Raw genomic sequence first — 16,410 nt, forward strand, 5'->3', positions numbered from 1 at the left:
GAGGGATTTTTAAAAAAATGTCGATTGTGGGGCATAATTTTGGCTTTCTGACCTGATGTGGAGGCTGGATGGCCAATCGCGAGGATCTAGCAATCATCCGGGCAGCACGTGCCGGACAGGCGCAGGCACAACTGAGCTTGGGCAAGCGTTACCTGTTCGGCGGCAATGGTTTGCCGCAAAGTCCGGGCACCGCGTTCCACTGGCTGGAGCGGGCGGCGCGCCAGGGACTGGCCGATGCCTGGATGCTCATTGCCCAGCATATTCCCTATGAGGTGGTCACACCGCTGGCCCAGCCGCATGAAGCTGCGCAGTGGTATGAGCGCGCCTTCGAAGACGGCATCACGCGCGCCGGTCTCACGCTGGCACGCCTGGTGCTGGAGCATCCGGCCGGCGTGGCGGCGGCCAGTGCCGAGCAGAAGAGCCGCGCCCTGCGTGCGCTGGAGGCAGTGGCGCGCGAGGGCGATCCGGATGCGCAATGGCTGCTGGCGCGCCAGGGCGAGCGCATGCTGGCGCCGGTAGCCGGACCGTCCGAGACCGCCGACGCACCGCCGGTGGCGGCAGCGCCGGTGGTTCCGCCCGAGCAATTGCAGCAGTGGACGCAAAAGGCCGCCGATGCCGGCATCGAGCAGGCCCAGCATGCGCTGGCCGACAGTGCCTGGCAGCAGTCCGACCTGGCCACTTTCCGCCAGCGCGCCCAGCCCCTGGCCGATGCCATGCTGCGCCAGCATGAGCAACTGGTGGCGCAGCTCAATGCGCCCTCCGAAGCCCTGGCCTCTGCGTTGGGGGCGCAGAACATCCAGTTGCTGTGCCGCCTGGCCCAGGTGCATCTGGCCGACAAGCGCCCCGATCTCCTGCAGGCCCAGCAATTGCTGGAACTGGCGGCCCTGGCCTGCGACCGCGATGCGCAGCTGGCGCTGGGCCTGCTGTATGGACGGGTCGACGAATCCGGGGAGCGGCGTTTCGCCGGGCAGGGCTCGGCCAATTACAAGAAGGCCATCCGCTGGCTGACCCTGGCCGGGGAGCAGGGCATGGCGGCGGCCTGGTACGTGCTTTCGCGCATCTATCTGAAGCCGGAGTTTTCACAGCGTAACCTTGCCGACGTGCAGCATTATCTGGAGCGCGCTGCCGAAATGGGCCACGTGGAAGCCCAGCTGGAATGCGGCGTTGGCGCCTGGCGCAACCGGCGCGATGATGCCGCCAACGATGTCCGTGCCCTGTACTGGCTGCAAAAGGCTGCGACCCAGGGCGCGGCCCAGGCGCAGGCCTTGCTGGACAAGGTGGCCGACCGTCCCCAGGCCGCCGGGTGGGCCTTGCAGGCGCGCGCCCAGATGAGCCGCGAGCAGGTCAATGCCCATCCCTTCCTGGCCGCCCGCATCGAGCTGGCCATGCTGTTTGGCCTCACACGGCCCGAAGCGCTGCTGATCGATCTGAAGCAGGCCGATTGCGGGCATTGCCTGGTGGTGGACATTCGCAGCCAGTACGCCCGCAGCAAGCGGCGGCTGATCATGGTGGAAACCGGCGAGCAGCGCGGCGCGCTCAACCGCATCGGGCGGCTCTTCGAGGATATGGATTGCGGCCCCAGCGGGCCGGAAGGCAACTACCGGCAGCGCTTGTATCGCCTAAAGACGGTCTTGCCGCAGTCGCAGGAAGAGGAGCAGGCCGAAGCGCAGGACCTGGCTGCCTGAGCCGGAGCCTTGCCGGGCGGTTACCCATGAAAAAGCGGCTTGCCGGTGACCCGGCAAGCCGCTTTTTGTTTTGTTTACGTGTCCGTTGCGATCAGAGCGAATCAGGCAATTCGATTTCGCCTTCAAATACGGTGACCGCCGGTCCGGTCATCATCACCGGTTCACCCGGCCCGGCCCAGGCGATGTTGAGCACGCCGCCATGGGTCTGGACCGCCACCGGCGAATCCAGCAGGCCACGGCGGATGCCTGCCACCACCGCCGCACAGGCACCGGTGCCGCAGGCCAGGGTTTCGCCTGCGCCACGCTCATAGACGCGCAGATTGATGTGGTGGCGGTCCACCACCTGCATGAAGCCGGCATTGACGCGCTTGGGGAAGCGTCCATGATGCTCGATCAGCGGGCCATCCACCAGCACCGGGGCGGCTTCGCTGTCTTCCACCACCTGTACCGCATGCGGGTTGCCCATCGACACCACCGAGATCCAGGTGGTCTTGCCAGCCACGTCCAGCGGCCAGAGCGTGTCTTCAGCTTCAGTGCGGTGCTGCAGGTTGCGGCTGTCGAAGGGGACGTCGGCCGGCGTCAGGATGGGTGCGCCCATGTCCACGGTGATCTGGCCATCCTCTTCCAGGCGCGGTTCGATCACGCCGGACATGGTTTCCACGCGGATGGCGCGCTTGTCGGTGAGGCCCTTTTCGGTGACGAAGCGTACGAAGGCCCGCGCACCATTGCCGCATTGCTCGACCTCCCCGCCATCAGCGTTGTAGATGCGATAACGGAAATCCACACCGGCGCCTTGCGCCTTCTCCACCACCAGCATCTGGTCGGCCCCGATGCCGAAGCGGCGATCAGCAATGAACTGCCATTGGGCGGGCGTGAGGGAAATGGCCTGGTTCACGGCGTCGAGCACGACGAAATCGTTGCCGGCGCCATGCATCTTGGTAAATTTGATTTTCATCACATCATTATAAGTACGCGCTGCCCTTTTCAAAGGGCAGCAGGGGTGTGGGCCTCAGTCCTGGCCCTTGCGGTAGAGGTCCGGTTCACCCGGCGGGCGGTTCTTGAAACGCTTGTGCGCCCAGAAATATTCGGCCGGGGCTTCCAGCACGCGGTCTTCGATGAAGGCATTCATGCGGCGGGTGGCGGCCACGATGTCGTCGCCAGGGTAATCCTCCCAGGCCGGATAGAAGGTAGTCTTCCAGCCGCGATAGCCGGGCAGGAAGGTGGTGATCACCGGCACCACCGAGGCCCCGGTGGCCGCCGCAATGCGGGCGGTCGCCGTGAGCGTGGCGGCGGGCACGCCGAAGAAGGGCACGAACTCGGCATCGCGGGTGCCGAAATCCATGTCGGGCAGCATGATGAAGGGCAGGCCTTCGCGCATGGCGCGGATGATGGGCTTGACGCCCTTCTCGCGCGCCAGCAGCGTCACGGGACGGAAGCGCGAGCGGCCCTTGAGCAGGGCCTGGTCCACCACTTCATTCTGCTGGCGGGAATAGATGGTGCAGACCGAATAGTCCGAATTGAGCACCAGTGCGATGCCGGGGATTTCCAGGCAGACGAAATGCGGGCACAGCAGGATGGTCGGGCCCTTGTCGAGCGTCTCGAAGGGAATGCCGGGCTCGACCTGGATCAGGCGCTTCAGGCGCGACTCCGGCGCCCACCACAGGATGCCGCGTTCCAGGGCGCTGCGGGCATAGGCCTGGAAGTGGCGGCGGGCGATCAGGCGGCGTTCCTGTTCCGTCTTCTCGGGAAAGCACAGTCGCAGGTTGATCAGCGTGATGCGGCGGCGCGGCCGCATATAAATATAGAGCAGCCAGCCCAGCGCTTCGCCCAGCCGCCCCAGGATGGGCAGCGGCAGCCAGTGCAGCAGCCACATCAGCCCGATCAGAGCCCTCATTGCGCTGCTCCCGGCGGGGTCACGCCGGGCGGCGTCTTGTAGCGGTTGTAGCTCCAGATATATTGCGAGGGGCAGCGGGCGATCAGTTTTTCCATCGCGGCATTGATGGCGCGGGCCTGCTGCTCGGGCGTGTCGCCCAGCTCACCCTCGAAGGGCACGAAATGGATCGCATAACCCCGCCCCCAGGAGAGACGCTCGGCATAGGCCAGGATGATGGGCGCACGGCTCATCTGGTGCAGCTTGGCCGGCAGGGTCATGGTATAGGCTGGCTTGCCGAAGAAGTCGGCCCACACGCCTTCGCCGTTCTGCGGCACCTGGTCGGGCAACAGGCCAATGGCCTGGCCATTCTTGAGCGCCTTGAGCAGGATGCGCACCCCTGCCAGGTTGGCCGGGGCCAGGTGCAGGTTGGCGCGGGCACGGGCGCCTTCGATCAGGGGTTTGAGTGCGGCCTTGCGGGGCGGACGGTACAGCACGCTCAGGCTGTGGGTGCGCGCCACCGACTGCGCCGAGATCTCGAAACAGCCCAGGTGCGGGGTCAGGAAGACGATGCCGGCCTTGGCATCCAGTGCCTGCTGGACCAGCTCCCAGTTGACGATGCGGGCCGTGCGCAAGACCCGCTGCGGGCTCGCGCACCAGATGAAGGGCAGCTCGAACATGCCCTTGCCGGCTTCGCCCACGGCCTTCAGCAGGCTGCCGCGATGGCCGGCCAGCGTGATGTTGCCGGCCAGGCGGCGGCGATAGGAGGGCGACAGCAGGAACACCAGCCAGCCGACGCCCACCCCGATGGCATGCAAGGCCGGCAACGGCAGGAAGGAGAGCAGGCGGAATAAAGAAACGAGCATACTTGCCGATAACAAAAAAGCGGACTCTATCCGCCGTCAAATTGCAGAAAAATGCAAGAGGCGTAAAATAGCACAAGCCGTCGAGTTAATGACAACTTGCGAGACGGGGTACAAATATCGCTAAAGCGTCGCAGGCACGACTAACGATGGGCCGCGACATTTGCTAAATCGTTTTCAGTTCGAGGCTTGCATGTCCAACGAATATCTCTTTACGTCCGAATCCGTCTCCGAAGGCCATCCCGACAAGGTTGCCGACCAGATATCGGATGCCATCCTGGACGCCATCTTCACCCAGGACCCCTACTCCCGTGTCGCCGCCGAAACCCTGTGCAACACCGGTCTGGTGGTGCTGGCCGGTGAAATTACCACCCGCGCCAACATCGACTACATCGAAGTGGCCCGCGAAACCCTCAAGCGCATCGGCTACGACAATGCCGACTTCGGCATCGACCACAAGAGCTGCGCCGTGCTGGTGGCCTACGACAAGCAATCCCCCGACATCGCCCAGGGCGTGGATGAAGGCCGTGGCGTTGACCTGGAGCAAGGTGCCGGCGACCAGGGCCTGATGTTCGGCTACGCCTGCAACGAAACCCCGGAACTGATGCCGGCCGCGATCTACTACGCGCACCGCATCGTCGAGCGCCAGTCGCAACTGCGCAAGGATGGCCGCCTGCCCTGGCTGCGTCCGGATGCCAAGTCCCAGGTCACGCTGAAGTACGTGGATGGCAAGCCGGTCGCCATCGATACCGTGGTGCTGTCGACCCAGCATTCGCCCGACATCGAGCAGAAGGACATCCACGAAGCCGCCATCGAGGAAATCATCAAGCCGGTGCTGCCGGCTGAATGGCTCAAGAACACCCGCTACCTGATCAACCCGACCGGCCGCTTCGTCATTGGCGGCCCGCAAGGCGACTGCGGCCTGACCGGCCGCAAGATCATCGTCGATACCTACGGCGGTGCTGCGCCCCATGGTGGTGGCGCCTTCTCCGGCAAGGATCCGTCCAAGGTCGACCGTTCGGCTGCCTACGCCGGCCGCTACGTGGCCAAGAACATCGTCGCCGCCGGCCTGGCCGAGCGCTGCCAGATCCAGGTGTCCTACGCCATCGGTATCGCCAAGCCGACCTCGGTGATGGTGACCACCTTTGGCACCGGCAAGATCAGCGATGAAAAGCTGGCGCAACTGGTGCAGGAACACTTCGACCTGCGCCCCAAGGGCATCGTCCAGATGCTGGACCTGCTGCGTCCGATCTACGCCAAGACTGCCGCCTACGGCCACTTCGGCCGCGAAGAGCCGGAATTCACCTGGGAGCGCACCGACAAGGTGGCTGCCCTGCGCGCTTCGGCTGGTCTGTAAGCAAGCCCACCCGGCGCGGGCCGGGTGAAGCGCGAATGAAGCCGGAAAACGGGCGGGTGAAGATTAATTCACCCGCCTGTTCCAAGGATTGACTAACGGCGGCCCCGCGCTACAATGCTGTTCCCCGCGGATGAAGATTCGCGCCATTTTTCCGATGTCGGCATTGCGTCTGGAAAGTCAAATCTCACAATGCCTCACCGCTGCAAGGAGCGTTGCGACAGGGACATCCCCTGCCAGGCTTGACGCGGTGAACAGGCGCAAGTCGCCTGGCAACCGCGCTCACGTTACTTTTTTTCTGGCTTTTTCATGAAAGGAGGGCGTGAACAGCGCCATTGCCATGACTACTCAAACCAATCAGCAAGACTACATCGTCGCCGACATCAAGCTGGCCGACTGGGGCCACAAGGAAATCAAGATCGCCGAAACCGAAATGCCGGGCCTGATGGCGATCCGCGACGAATTCGCCGCATCCCAGCCCCTCAAGGGCGCCCGCATCACCGGTTCGCTGCACATGACCATCCAGACCGCCGTGCTGATCCAGACCCTGGAAGCACTGGGCGCGCAAGTGCGCTGGGCCTCCTGCAACATCTACTCGACCCAGGACCACGCTGCTGCCGCCATCGCCGCCAACGGCACCCCGGTCTTCGCCATCAAGGGCGAAACCCTGGATGAATACTGGGAATACACCCACCGCATCTTCGAATGGACCGACGGTGGCTATTCCAACATGATCCTGGACGACGGCGGCGACGCCACCCTGCTGCTGCACCTGGGCGCCCGCGCCGAAACCGACATCTCGGTGCTGGCCAAGCCTGACTCGGAAGAAGCGGTCTGCCTCTTCAACGCCATCAAGCGCTACCTGGCCAAGGATGCCAACTGGTACTCCAAGCGTCTGAAGGAGATCAAGGGCGTGACCGAAGAGACCACCACCGGCGTGCACCGCCTGTACCAGATGCACAAGGAAGGCAAGCTGGCCTTCCCGGCCATCAACGTCAATGACTCGGTCACCAAGTCCAAGTTCGACAACCTGTACGGCTGCCGCGAATCGCTGGTGGACGGCATCAAGCGCGCTACCGACGTGATGATCGCCGGCAAGGTCGCCATCGTGGCCGGCTACGGTGACGTCGGCAAGGGCTCGGCCCAGGCCCTGCGCGCGCTGTCGGCGCAAGTGTGGGTCACCGAGATCGACCCGATCTGTGCCCTGCAGGCCGCCATGGAAGGCTATCGCGTGGTGACCATGGACTATGCCGCCGAACACGGCGACATCTTCGTCACCTGCACCGGCAACTACCATGTGATCACCCACGAGCACATGAAGAAGATGAAGGACCAGGCCATCGTCTGCAACATCGGCCACTTCGACAATGAAATCGAAGTCGCCGCCCTGAAGCAGTACACCTGGGAAAACATCAAGCCGCAGGTCGACCACGTGATCTTCCCCGACGGCAAGCGCATCATCCTGCTGGCCGAAGGCCGCCTGGTGAACCTGGGCTGCGCCACCGGCCACCCGTCCTACGTGATGAGCTCGTCCTTCGCCAACCAGACCATTGCGCAGATCGAACTGTTCGTCAACACCAAGGACTACCCGGTCGGCGTCTACACGTTGCCCAAGCACCTGGATGAAAAGGTCGCCCGCCTGCAGTTGAAGAAGCTCAACGCCCAGCTGAGCGAACTGACGCCGGAACAGGCCGCCTACATCGGCGTGAAGATCGAAGGCCCTTACAAGCCCGAGCACTACCGCTACTGATCCCTGCCTGGGCTGGCCCCTCGCGGGCCGGCCCGGCAGCGTCAGCATCGTCTCCCGCCCGCGGACCTTGCATCGCCCTCGCTGGTGATGCAAGCTTCACGGGTGACATCATCATTCCCCGACGGGGTTGAAAGGATTTTCCGTGCGCCTGCTGCTGACCTGGCTCATCAATGCACTGGCCTTGCTGGCCGTTCCCTACCTGATGCACTCGGTGCAGGTCGACAGCTTCGGCTCGGCCCTGCTGGCCGCGCTGATCCTGGGGTTCGTCAATACCATCGTGCGTCCGGTGCTGGTCGTGCTGACCCTGCCGGTGACCATGCTCACCCTGGGCCTGTTCATCCTGGTCATCAATGGCTTGATGTTCTGGGTCGTGGCACAACTGGTCGGCGGCTTCCACGTGGCCGGCTTCTGGGCTGCGGTCGGTGGCGCACTGCTGTACAGCATCGTGTCCTGGGCATTGTCGACACTGTTGCTGAAATCGGGTTCGAATCAATGAGTACACATAATTTCAGTATCGAATTTTTCCCGCCCAAGACCGCCGAAGGCACGCAAAAGCTGCGCGCCACCCGCGCCCGGCTGGCCGCGCTGGCACCGAAGTATTTCTCGGTGACCTTCGGTGCGGGCGGTTCCACGCAACAAGGCACGCGCGACACCGTGCTGGAAATCATCGGCGAAGGCCATGAAGCCGCGCCGCACCTGTCCTGCATCGGCAGCTCGCGCGCCAGCCTGCGGGCCATCCTGGAAGACTATCGCGCCAATGGCATCAAGCGCCTGGTCGCCCTGCGCGGCGACCTGCCCAGCGGCTATGGCGCCATGGACCAGGCGTCCAGCGAATTCCGCCATGCCAACGAACTGGTCGAGTTCGTCCGCGCCGAGACTGGCGACTGGTTCCATATCGAAGTGGCCGCTTATCCTGAGATGCACCCGCAAGCCCGTTCGCCCCAGGACGACGTGCAGAACTTCGCGCGCAAGGTCAAGGCCGGTGCCAATTCGGCCATCACCCAGTATTTCTACAACGCCGACGCCTATTTCCGCTTCGTCGACGAGGCCGCCAAACTGGGCGCGAGCGTGCCGGTCATCGCCGGCATCATGCCCATCACCAACTACACGCAGCTGATGCGCTTCTCGGACATGTGCGGCACCGAGATCCCGCGCTGGATTCGCCTGAAGCTGGCCAGCTATGGCGACGACACTGAATCGATCCGCGCCTTCGGCCAGGAAGTGGTCATCCAGCTGTGCCAGCGCTTGCTGGCAGGCGGTGCCCCAGGTTTGCATTTTTATTCACTGAACCAGGCGGGCCCGACCGAGGCCATCTGGCAGCAACTGGTGAAGTAGGCTGCGCCTGCCCCGCCAAGCCGGACTGTGGTCCGGCTTTTTTCTTCATATATCGTCGAAAATGACGCTATCCAGCGCGATGTCGTGGGGTTGCGCCTCGAACTCGACCCGTCCGAATCCATGGCAGACCCCCACGGCCAGCGGTCGCGGGGTGGCCGCCAGCGTGCGGTCATAGAACCCGCCCCCATAGCCCAGCCGGAAGCCTGCGGCATTCGCGCCCAGGCAGGGGATCAGCAGAGCCTGTGGCCGCACCACGGCCGTGCCGGCCGGCGGCACCAGGGTGCCCAGTGCGTCTTTTTCCAGCGCATCGCCAGGCTGCCAGGCGCGAAATTCCAGCGCCGCCTGCTTGTCCACCACCACCGGCAGGCACAGGTGCACGCCGCGCGCGGCCAGTGCGTTATAGGCCGCAGACAGATCCGGTTCACGCCGGATCGGCTGATAGACCGCCAGGCTGTGGATCGCCTGTGCGGCGCACCAGTGCAGCACGCGCTGCCCGATGCGCGCATCGGCGGCGGCCTTGTCCTCCTCGGTCAGTGCCTTGCGGCGCGCCAGCAGTTCGGCGCGCAGCCGTTGTTTGTGAAGGGCGGCCGCCTCCTCTTGCGTCGGTGGAGGGGGCGTGTCGCGTGCTATGCTTGGGTTCATTATTTGTTCCAACAATCTGCATGAAAAAGCTTGCATGAGTATGCGTCCGAAGAATCATCCGTTCAACCAGCGCCTGCGCGCGCTGGCCGCCTCGCTGGCGCTCCCCCTGGCCCTGGCGAGCGGCGTCATGCTCACCGCTGCGCCCGCCGCCCACGCCCAGAAGCGCCTGGCGCCGGACGCCAGCCCTGACGACATCTTCCTGGCCCTGCGCCAGGCCGCCGCCAGCGACAATGCCGCCCTGGCGCAAGACCTGGCCTCGCGCCTGTCGGGCTACGAGCTGGCATCCTACGTCGATTACTACCGCTTGAAGCCGCGCGTGCGCGATTACAGCGCCAGCGAGCAGGAGATCCGTGATTTCCTGGCGCGCTGGGATGGCCAGGCCATCGTCGACCGCCTGCGCAACGACTGGCTGCTGGCGCTGGGCAAGACCGGCAACTGGACCGTTTTCGATGAGCAGTATCCCAAGTTCGTGCTCAATGACGATACCCAGGTCAAGTGCTTCGCCCTGAACTCGCGCGCGCTCAAGGGCGCCAACGTGGCCGACGAGGCGCGCACCTTGCTGAGCAATCCCAAGGACTACGGCCAGGGTTGCAGCGACCTGATCGCCACCCTGGCGCAGAATGGCCAGTTTACCGACGCCGACGTCTGGTTCCAGATCCGCCAGGCCGCCGAGAACGGCAATGCCACCGTGGCGCGCCGCGCGGCCGTGCTGGTCGACAGCGGCGACGTCAGCGTCACCCAGGTGATGGACCGTCCGGCGCTGATGCTGGCCAAGGGGCCGGGCCGGGGCGCTGCCAACCACCAGCTCTACATCATCGCACTGGGCCGCATCGCCAGGAACAATCCGGCCCAGGCCGCCACCTATCTGAACGACGCCGGGCGCAACCTGACATCTCAGGAAGTCGCGCTGGGCTGGGCGCAGATCGCCCTGGCCGCCTCCTACAAGCTGGCTCCCGAAGCCTCCGATTACTGGCGCAAGGCCAAGGATGCGCCGCTGACCCAGGATGCGATGCAGTGGAAGGTGCGCATGGCCCTGCGCGACGGTGACTGGAAGACCGTACGCAAGACCATCGAAGCCATGCCAGCACCGCTGCGCAGCGACATCACCTGGGTCTACTGGCTCGGCCGCGCCTTGAAGGCCGAGGGGCAGACCGAGGCTGCCCGCCGCCTGTTCGAATCCATCGCACCCAATTTCAGCTTCTACGGCCAGCTGGCGCTGGAAGAACTGGGCCAGCAGATCACCATCCCGCCCGGCCCCACGCCGCCTGGTGCCGGTGAAGTGGCGCTGTATTCCCAGAACGCCGGATTCAAGCGCTCGCTCAAGTTCTACCAGCTGAACCTGCGCTTCGAAGCCATTCGCGAATGGAACTGGGAACTGCGCAACATGACCGACCGCCAGCTGCTGGCCGCCGCCGAATACGCGCGCCAGAACGACGTGCTGGACCGCATGGTCAACACCTCCGACCGCACCAGGAGCGAGTTCGATTTCACCCAGCGCTTCCCGGCGCCGCACCTGCCCGAGATGAATGCAGCCACGCGTCCGCTGGGCATGGAGAACGCCTGGGTCTATGGCCTGATCCGCCAAGAGTCGCGCTTCATCAAGTCGGCGCGCTCGCACGTGGGTGCTTCCGGCCTGATGCAGCTCATGCCGGCCACCGCCAAGTTCGTCGCCAGGAAGATCGGCATGACCGAATTCACCGCCGATCAGGTCAACGACATCAACACCAACCTGCTGCTGGGCACCAGCTACCTCGACATGGTGTTGAACAACCTGGACGGCTCGGAGACCCTGGCCACCGCCGGCTACAACGCCGGCCCCGGCCGCCCGCGCACCTGGCGCGCGAGCTTGCCGCGTCCGGTGGAAGGGGCCATCTTCGCCGAGATCATTCCTTTCAATGAAACCCGGGGCTATGTCAAGAACGTGATGTCCAATGCGACTTACTATGCGGCCATGTTCGAGAACCGCCCGCAATCCCTGAAGCAACGCATGGGCACGGTGGCACCCAACGCCAACGTCGCCACCGACCTGCCCTGATGCCATCGCCCTGGCCGCCAGCCCACGCGGCGGCCAGGCGTCCCTGGAAATCGGAGAGAGACAAATGACAGTCAAGAAGATCCTCGTCATCGGCGGTTCCGGCTTCATCGGCACGCGCCTCATCGAACTGCTGGGCAGTACCACCGGCTATCGCATCATGGTGCCCACGCGCCGCTATGAACGTGCCAAGCACCTGCTGGTCTCGCCCGTGGTCAGCGTGGTCCAGGCCGATATCCATGACGATGCCGTGCTGGCGCGCCTGGTGGCCGAGGCCGATGTGGTCATCAACCTGGTCGGCATCCTGCAATCGCGCCCGGCGCGCGGCGGGGCGCCCTATGGTCCGGATTTCGAACGCCAGCACGTGCTGTTGCCGCGCCGCATCGTGGCGGCCTGCGTGCAGCAGGGCGTACCGCGCTACCTGCACATGAGTGCGCTGTGCGCCGATGCAGAGGCACCGTCGATGTACCTGCGCTCCAAGGCGGCCGGCGAGAAGGAAGCCCTGGCTGCGCCAGCGCTGGACGTGGCGATCTTCCGTCCTTCGGTGGTGTTTGGCGAGGGCGACAATTTCATCAACATGTTCGCGGGCCTGAACCGGATGTTCCCGGTCATTCCGCTGGGCAGTCCCGATGCGCGCTTCCAGCCGGTGTATGTAGGCGACGTGGCACAGGCCTTCGTCAACGCGCTGGCGTTGCCGCACCTGGGCGGCAAGGTGTTCGAGCTGGGCGGCCCCCGGCAGTACACGCTGCGCGAGCTGGTGCGCCTGTCGGGCTGGTACAGCGGCCATCCGCGTCCCGTCATCGGTTTGCCCGATGCGCTGGGTTGGCTGCAGGCCTTCGTGCTGGAACACCTGCCGGGCAAGCTGATGAGTCGCGACAACGTGGCGTCCATGCAGGTGGACAACGTGCTGCTCGGCCCCATCGCACCGGAGTTGCACCTCACGCCGCGTGCCCTGGAAGACGTGGTTCCGGGGTATCTGCGGCCGCGCAGTCCGCAACAGCAATTTGACTTTTTCCGCAGCACCGCGCGGCGCTGAATGGTTCAGCCGCTGCGTCCTTGATCTTCGAGAAACGAGCTCCCATGCAAGATACAGAACTGGATCCAGTCTTGTCCGAAACGCTGCAAAAAGCCGGACGCCACATGCCCACCCTGGTGATCGCCAACAAGAATTATTCGTCCTGGTCGATGCGCCCGTGGGTCACCGCCGTGGCCTTCGACATTCCTTTCAAGGAAGTGCGCGTGCTGCTGGACCAGCCCGAAACCGCCAACGAGATTGCCCGCTACACCGGTTCGGGCCGCGTGCCGGTGCTGCTCGATGGCGACATCGCGATCTGGGATTCGCTGTCCATCTGCGAATACCTGGCCGAGCAATTCCCCGACCGCCACCTGTGGCCGGCACGCACCGATGCGCGCGCCATCGCCCGCAGCATTTGTGCCGAGATGCATTCCGGTTTCACCGGCCTGCGCAGCGCCATGAGCATGGACATCCGCGGCCGCTATCCGGGCAAGGGCCGCACGCCCGAAGCGCAGGCCGACATCGCGCGCGTGTGCGAGATCTGGGAAGAATGCCTGTCGCAATTCGGTCATCATGATTTCCTCTTCGGCGACTTCTCCATTGCCGATGCCTTCTATGCCCCGGTGGTGATGCGCTTCATCAGCTACCAGGTGCCACTGGCGCCAGCCCTGCAAGCCTATGCCGACCGCGTGCGCGAGCATCCGGCGGTGGCACGCTGGATCGCCGAGGCGCTGGCCGAGAAGGAAATCCTGCCGGACCACAAGTGAGGCCAGGCCGATGAAGACCTACACCGTCGGCGGCGCAGTGCGCGACGGCTTGCTGGGCCTGCCGGTGAAGGACCGCGACCACGTGGTCGTCGGTGCTACGCCGGAGCAGTTGCTGGCACTGGGTTTCCGCCCGGTGGGCAAGGATTTTCCAGTGTTCCTCCATCCCGAGACCCACGAGGAATATGCCCTGGCCCGCACCGAGCGCAAGACCGCGCCCGGCTACAAGGGCTTCGCCTTCCACGCCGCACCCGATGTGACGCTGGAAGAGGATCTCGCACGCCGCGACCTGACCATCAATGCGATCGCCCAGGATGAAGATGGCACGCTGGCCGATCCCTATCACGGTCGTGCCGATCTTGAGGCGCGCGTGTTCCGCCATGTGTCGCAGGCCTTTGTCGAGGACCCGGTACGCATCCTGCGCGTGGCGCGCTTTGCTGCGCGCTTCGCCGATTTCACGGTGGCGCCTGAGACCAATGCGCTCATGCAGCGCATGGTGGAAGAGGGCGAGGTCGATGCCCTGGTACCCGAACGCGTCTGGCAGGAACTGGCGCGCGGACTGATGGAGCACAAGCCTTCGCGCATGTTCGAGGTCTTGCGCGCCTGTGGCGCCTTGCAGCGTATCCTGCCCGAGCTTGATGCGCTGTGGGGCGTGCCGCAGCCGGAGAAATGGCATCCCGAGATCGATACCGGCGTGCACGTGATGCTGGTGGTGGATTGGGCAGCGGCGCAGGGCTTTGCCCTGCCTATCCGTTTTGCCGCGCTCTTGCACGACCTCGGCAAGGGTAGCACGCCGCCCGAGATGTGGCCGCGCCATCATGGCCATGAAGCGCGCAGCGAGCGTCTGGCCGAGCAGGTCTGTGCGCGCCTGAAAGTGCCCGGCGAATGCCGTGACCTGGCCCTGATGACGGCACGCGAACATGGCAACGTGGGGCGCGTCTTCGAGATGCGTCCCGATACCCTGGTCAAGTTTTTCGCGCGCTGCGATGCCTTCCGCAAGCCGCAGCGCTTCATCGACATGCTGCGCGCCTCGGAATGCGATCACCGCGGCCGTACCGGACTGGAGCAACAGCCCTTCCCGCAGGCGGCCTATCTCGAAGGCGCGCTGCAGGCCGCGCAAGCCATCGATGCCGGCGCCATCGCGCAGCAGCAGACACAGCCGCAACGCATTCCCGAGGCCATCCTGGCGGCGCGCACCGCGCAGGTGGCCGCCTATGTCGAGCAGCATCGTCCGCCGCAGCAGCCATGAGGGAGACCGCCTGATGAGCCATCCTCTGTCACGACTGTTGCAGCGCCTGCGCGGCCAGCAGCCCGCGCCGCAGCCAGCGCAGGAGGGCAAACAGGAGAAGCCGCACGTCTTCGTCAAGGAACTCTCGCCGCGCGCGCGCCGCCATCTGCTGCGCCACTTCCTCGCGCTGGAAGAGAAGGACCGGCTGCTGCGCTTTGGCTCCAAGCTCTCCGATGAGATGGTCACGCGCTACGTGGAAGGCATCAACTTCGAACGCGATACCGTCTTCGGCGTCTATGACCGTCGCCTGCGCCTCTTGGGCGTGGGTCACCTGGCGTTTGCGCCCAAGGAAAGCACGCGCATCAGCGGCGCCACCATCAAGCCGGTGGTGGCCGAGTTCGGTGTGTCGGTGACGGCGGCCGCGCGCGGGCTGGGCGTGGGAACGCGCCTGTTCATGCGGGCTGCGGTGCACTGTCGCAATGCCGACGTCGATACGCTGTACATGCACTGCCTCTCGTCGAACAAGGTGATGATGCACATCGCCAAGAAGGCCGGCATGGAAATCCACCGCGACTATGGCGAGGCCGATGCCTATCTCAAGATCAAGCCGGCCAATTCGGCCACCGTGTTTCAGGAAGCACTGGAAGAGCAGGTCGCCATGCTGGACTACATCGTCAAGGCCAACTTCAGGGCCCTGCTGAAATGGGGTGCACGCGTGACCGGCATCGGTGCCAAAAAGAAGGGCGACGGCCCGCCACCACCGGCGGCCTGATGCGCTTCTTGCGCAAGCGCACATGACCATCCCGGCTGCGGGGCGCATAATATGCGCCTCACTTTGATAACGGGTATGCCATGAGCACCAATCCCAACACCGATGATTTCTTCGCCACCGTCGCCACCAAGTCCGATAGCGGAGCCTTGCGCGGCGACTACAGCCAGGCCGACGCCCACTATGTCGTGGCCCAGAACTGGGATGGCTACACGCCGGCCCAGCATGCGCTGTGGCGTCGCCTCTACGAGCGCCAGGCCCGCCTGATCCCGGGCCGCGCCTGTGACGTCTTTATCGACAGCCTCAAGGCGCTCGACGTCTCGCAAGGCATCCCGCGCTTCGACCGCACCACCGAGGCGCTCTACAAGGCCACCGGCTGGCAGCTGGTGGCAGTGCCGGGCCTGGTGCCGGACCAGACCTTCTTCGAGCACCTGGCCAACCGCCGCTTCCCGGTCACGGTGTGGCTGCGTGAAGAGCATGAGTTCGATTACATCGTCGAGCCCGACCTGTTCCATGATTTCTTCGGCCACGTGCCGCTGCTGTTCAATCCGGTCTTCGCCAATCACCTGCAGGAATACGGCAAGGGCGGCCTGAAGGCGCTCAAGCTCGATGGCCTGGCCTACCTGGCGCGCTTGTACTGGTACACCATCGAGTTCGGCCTGATCCAGAGTGACCAGGGTCTGCGCATCTATGGCGCCGGCATCCTGTCCTCGGGCGGCGAGGTCGAGTATTGCCTCTCCAGCGCCCAGCCGCGCCGCGTACCCTTCCAGGTGGAACGCATCATGCGCACGCTCTACAAGATCGACACCTATCAGGAAACCTACTTCGTGATCCGCGACTTCGAGCAGCTCTTCAACGATACCGCGCCGGATTTCACGCCACTCTATGAAACTCTCAAGCAGCAGGATGCCTTGCCGGCCAATACGCTGCTGGCAGGGGAAACCAATCTGCCGCCCAATCGCTGAAGACCGCTATGCGCAGGCCTTTGTGAAAACCGGACTCAGGTCCGGTTTTTTTTCGGCCAGATCGCATCAGGGAAAGCGGCAAAAAAAAACGGATCCGGCAGGGGGAGGCCGGATCCGCGAGCTAGTGGTGCTTTCAAC

15 protein-coding genes and 1 riboswitch are annotated in these 16,410 nt (G+C 64.5%); of the genes, 11 read left to right on the forward strand and 4 right to left on the reverse strand.

Translation table 11 applies throughout. The features are described 5' to 3' along the window. Nucleotides 1-68: 68 nt before the first annotated feature. The gene (locus ACVC5H_RS03595) at nucleotides 69-1,685 is read left to right on the forward strand and encodes a tetratricopeptide repeat protein (RefSeq protein ID WP_489621041.1); all 1,617 of its coding nucleotides are present in this window, start codon (nucleotides 69-71) and stop codon (nucleotides 1,683-1,685) included. A gap of 91 nt (nucleotides 1,686-1,776) precedes the next feature. On the opposite strand, the gene dapF is transcribed toward ACVC5H_RS03595, so the two are convergent. From dapF to ACVC5H_RS03610, 3 genes are read right to left on the reverse strand one after another with little or no spacing between them, the layout of a single operon-like run. Continuing rightward, complete coding sequence (gene dapF / locus ACVC5H_RS03600) at nucleotides 1,777-2,640, reverse strand: diaminopimelate epimerase (RefSeq protein ID WP_489621042.1); 864 nt, start codon at nucleotides 2,638-2,640, stop codon at nucleotides 1,777-1,779. A 54-nt stretch (nucleotides 2,641-2,694) separates the two neighbouring features. Next, a complete protein-coding gene (locus tag ACVC5H_RS03605) occupies nucleotides 2,695-3,579 on the reverse strand; it encodes an LpxL/LpxP family acyltransferase (RefSeq protein ID WP_489621043.1) in 885 nt (294 codons plus the stop codon). Next, the gene (locus tag ACVC5H_RS03610; protein WP_489621044.1) at nucleotides 3,576-4,421 is read right to left on the reverse strand and encodes a lysophospholipid acyltransferase family protein; all 846 of its coding nucleotides are present in this window, start codon (nucleotides 4,419-4,421) and stop codon (nucleotides 3,576-3,578) included. Before ACVC5H_RS03610 ends, ACVC5H_RS03605 begins: the two co-directional genes overlap by 4 nt. A gap of 190 nt (nucleotides 4,422-4,611) precedes the next feature. Between ACVC5H_RS03610 and metK the strand changes: the two genes are divergently transcribed. The 4 genes from metK to metF all read left to right on the forward strand — a co-directional run bounded on the left by metK (nucleotide 4,612) and on the right by metF (nucleotide 8,857). Then, nucleotides 4,612-5,775, forward strand: coding sequence for a methionine adenosyltransferase (metK, locus tag ACVC5H_RS03615; protein WP_489621045.1), 1,164 nt, complete (start codon nucleotides 4,612-4,614; stop codon nucleotides 5,773-5,775). A gap of 198 nt (nucleotides 5,776-5,973) precedes the next feature. Then, a riboswitch (S-adenosyl-L-homocysteine riboswitch) is annotated at nucleotides 5,974-6,063 on the forward strand. Nucleotides 6,064-6,112: 49 nt separating this feature from the next. Continuing rightward, complete coding sequence (gene ahcY / locus ACVC5H_RS03620) at nucleotides 6,113-7,522, forward strand: adenosylhomocysteinase (protein WP_489621046.1); 1,410 nt, start codon at nucleotides 6,113-6,115, stop codon at nucleotides 7,520-7,522. A gap of 142 nt (nucleotides 7,523-7,664) precedes the next feature. After that, nucleotides 7,665-8,018 (forward strand): phage holin family protein, encoded by a 354-nt coding sequence (locus ACVC5H_RS03625; protein ID WP_489621047.1) that lies wholly within the window; start codon nucleotides 7,665-7,667, stop codon nucleotides 8,016-8,018. After that, complete coding sequence (metF, locus tag ACVC5H_RS03630; RefSeq protein ID WP_489621048.1) at nucleotides 8,015-8,857, forward strand: methylenetetrahydrofolate reductase [NAD(P)H]; 843 nt, start codon at nucleotides 8,015-8,017, stop codon at nucleotides 8,855-8,857. Before ACVC5H_RS03625 ends, metF begins: the two co-directional genes overlap by 4 nt. Before the next feature lie 45 nt (nucleotides 8,858-8,902). Here the strand turns inward: metF and ACVC5H_RS03635 are convergent, their stop codons facing one another. Next, the gene (locus tag ACVC5H_RS03635) at nucleotides 8,903-9,499 is read right to left on the reverse strand and encodes a 5-formyltetrahydrofolate cyclo-ligase (RefSeq protein WP_489621049.1); all 597 of its coding nucleotides are present in this window, start codon (nucleotides 9,497-9,499) and stop codon (nucleotides 8,903-8,905) included. A gap of 34 nt (nucleotides 9,500-9,533) precedes the next feature. On the opposite strand from ACVC5H_RS03635, the gene ACVC5H_RS03640 reads away from it, so the two are divergent. The 6 genes from ACVC5H_RS03640 to phhA all read left to right on the forward strand — a co-directional run bounded on the left by ACVC5H_RS03640 (nucleotide 9,534) and on the right by phhA (nucleotide 16,272). After that, the gene (locus ACVC5H_RS03640; protein ID WP_489621050.1) at nucleotides 9,534-11,534 is read left to right on the forward strand and encodes a lytic transglycosylase domain-containing protein; all 2,001 of its coding nucleotides are present in this window, start codon (nucleotides 9,534-9,536) and stop codon (nucleotides 11,532-11,534) included. Nucleotides 11,535-11,598: 64 nt separating this feature from the next. Further along, nucleotides 11,599-12,567: a complex I NDUFA9 subunit family protein gene (locus tag ACVC5H_RS03645; protein WP_489621051.1), complete on the forward strand. Its 969-nt coding sequence runs from the start codon at nucleotides 11,599-11,601 to the stop codon at nucleotides 12,565-12,567. Between the two features lie 44 nt (nucleotides 12,568-12,611). Next, nucleotides 12,612-13,313: a glutathione S-transferase family protein gene (locus ACVC5H_RS03650; RefSeq protein WP_489621052.1), complete on the forward strand. Its 702-nt coding sequence runs from the start codon at nucleotides 12,612-12,614 to the stop codon at nucleotides 13,311-13,313. 10 nt (nucleotides 13,314-13,323) lie between these two features. Beyond that, complete coding sequence (locus tag ACVC5H_RS03655; RefSeq protein ID WP_489621053.1) at nucleotides 13,324-14,559, forward strand: multifunctional CCA addition/repair protein; 1,236 nt, start codon at nucleotides 13,324-13,326, stop codon at nucleotides 14,557-14,559. A 13-nt stretch (nucleotides 14,560-14,572) separates the two neighbouring features. Continuing rightward, nucleotides 14,573-15,310, forward strand: coding sequence for a GNAT family N-acetyltransferase (locus ACVC5H_RS03660; protein WP_489621054.1), 738 nt, complete (start codon nucleotides 14,573-14,575; stop codon nucleotides 15,308-15,310). A gap of 80 nt (nucleotides 15,311-15,390) precedes the next feature. Then, a complete protein-coding gene (phhA, locus tag ACVC5H_RS03665; protein ID WP_489621055.1) occupies nucleotides 15,391-16,272 on the forward strand; it encodes a phenylalanine 4-monooxygenase in 882 nt (293 codons plus the stop codon). Nucleotides 16,273-16,410 lie beyond the last annotated feature (138 nt).

Source organism: Herbaspirillum sp. Her3 (assembly GCF_057961275.1).

Bases quoted from the DNA above. Each gene is read 5' to 3' on its own strand.
- ahcY (WP_489621046.1), top strand. From the start codon at position 6,113: ATGACTACTCAAACCAATCAGCAAGACTACATCGTCGCCGACATCAAG.
- ACVC5H_RS03645 (WP_489621051.1), top strand. From the start codon at position 11,599: ATGACAGTCAAGAAGATCCTCGTCATCGGCGGTTCCGGCTTCATCGGC.
- ACVC5H_RS03650 (WP_489621052.1), top strand. From the start codon at position 12,612: ATGCAAGATACAGAACTGGATCCAGTCTTGTCCGAAACGCTGCAAAAA.
- ACVC5H_RS03605 (WP_489621043.1), bottom strand. From the start codon at position 3,579: ATGAGGGCTCTGATCGGGCTGATGTGGCTGCTGCACTGGCTGCCGCTG.
- metK (WP_489621045.1), top strand. From the start codon at position 4,612: ATGTCCAACGAATATCTCTTTACGTCCGAATCCGTCTCCGAAGGCCAT.
- ACVC5H_RS03610 (WP_489621044.1), bottom strand. From the start codon at position 4,421: ATGCTCGTTTCTTTATTCCGCCTGCTCTCCTTCCTGCCGTTGCCGGCC.
- ACVC5H_RS03660 (WP_489621054.1), top strand. From the start codon at position 14,573: ATGAGCCATCCTCTGTCACGACTGTTGCAGCGCCTGCGCGGCCAGCAG.
- phhA (WP_489621055.1), top strand. From the start codon at position 15,391: ATGAGCACCAATCCCAACACCGATGATTTCTTCGCCACCGTCGCCACC.
- metF (WP_489621048.1), top strand. From the start codon at position 8,015: ATGAGTACACATAATTTCAGTATCGAATTTTTCCCGCCCAAGACCGCC.
- ACVC5H_RS03635 (WP_489621049.1), bottom strand. From the start codon at position 9,499: ATGAACCCAAGCATAGCACGCGACACGCCCCCTCCACCGACGCAAGAG.
- ACVC5H_RS03595 (WP_489621041.1), top strand. From the start codon at position 69: ATGGCCAATCGCGAGGATCTAGCAATCATCCGGGCAGCACGTGCCGGA.
- ACVC5H_RS03655 (WP_489621053.1), top strand. From the start codon at position 13,324: ATGAAGACCTACACCGTCGGCGGCGCAGTGCGCGACGGCTTGCTGGGC.
- ACVC5H_RS03640 (WP_489621050.1), top strand. From the start codon at position 9,534: ATGAGTATGCGTCCGAAGAATCATCCGTTCAACCAGCGCCTGCGCGCG.
- dapF (WP_489621042.1), bottom strand. From the start codon at position 2,640: ATGAAAATCAAATTTACCAAGATGCATGGCGCCGGCAACGATTTCGTC.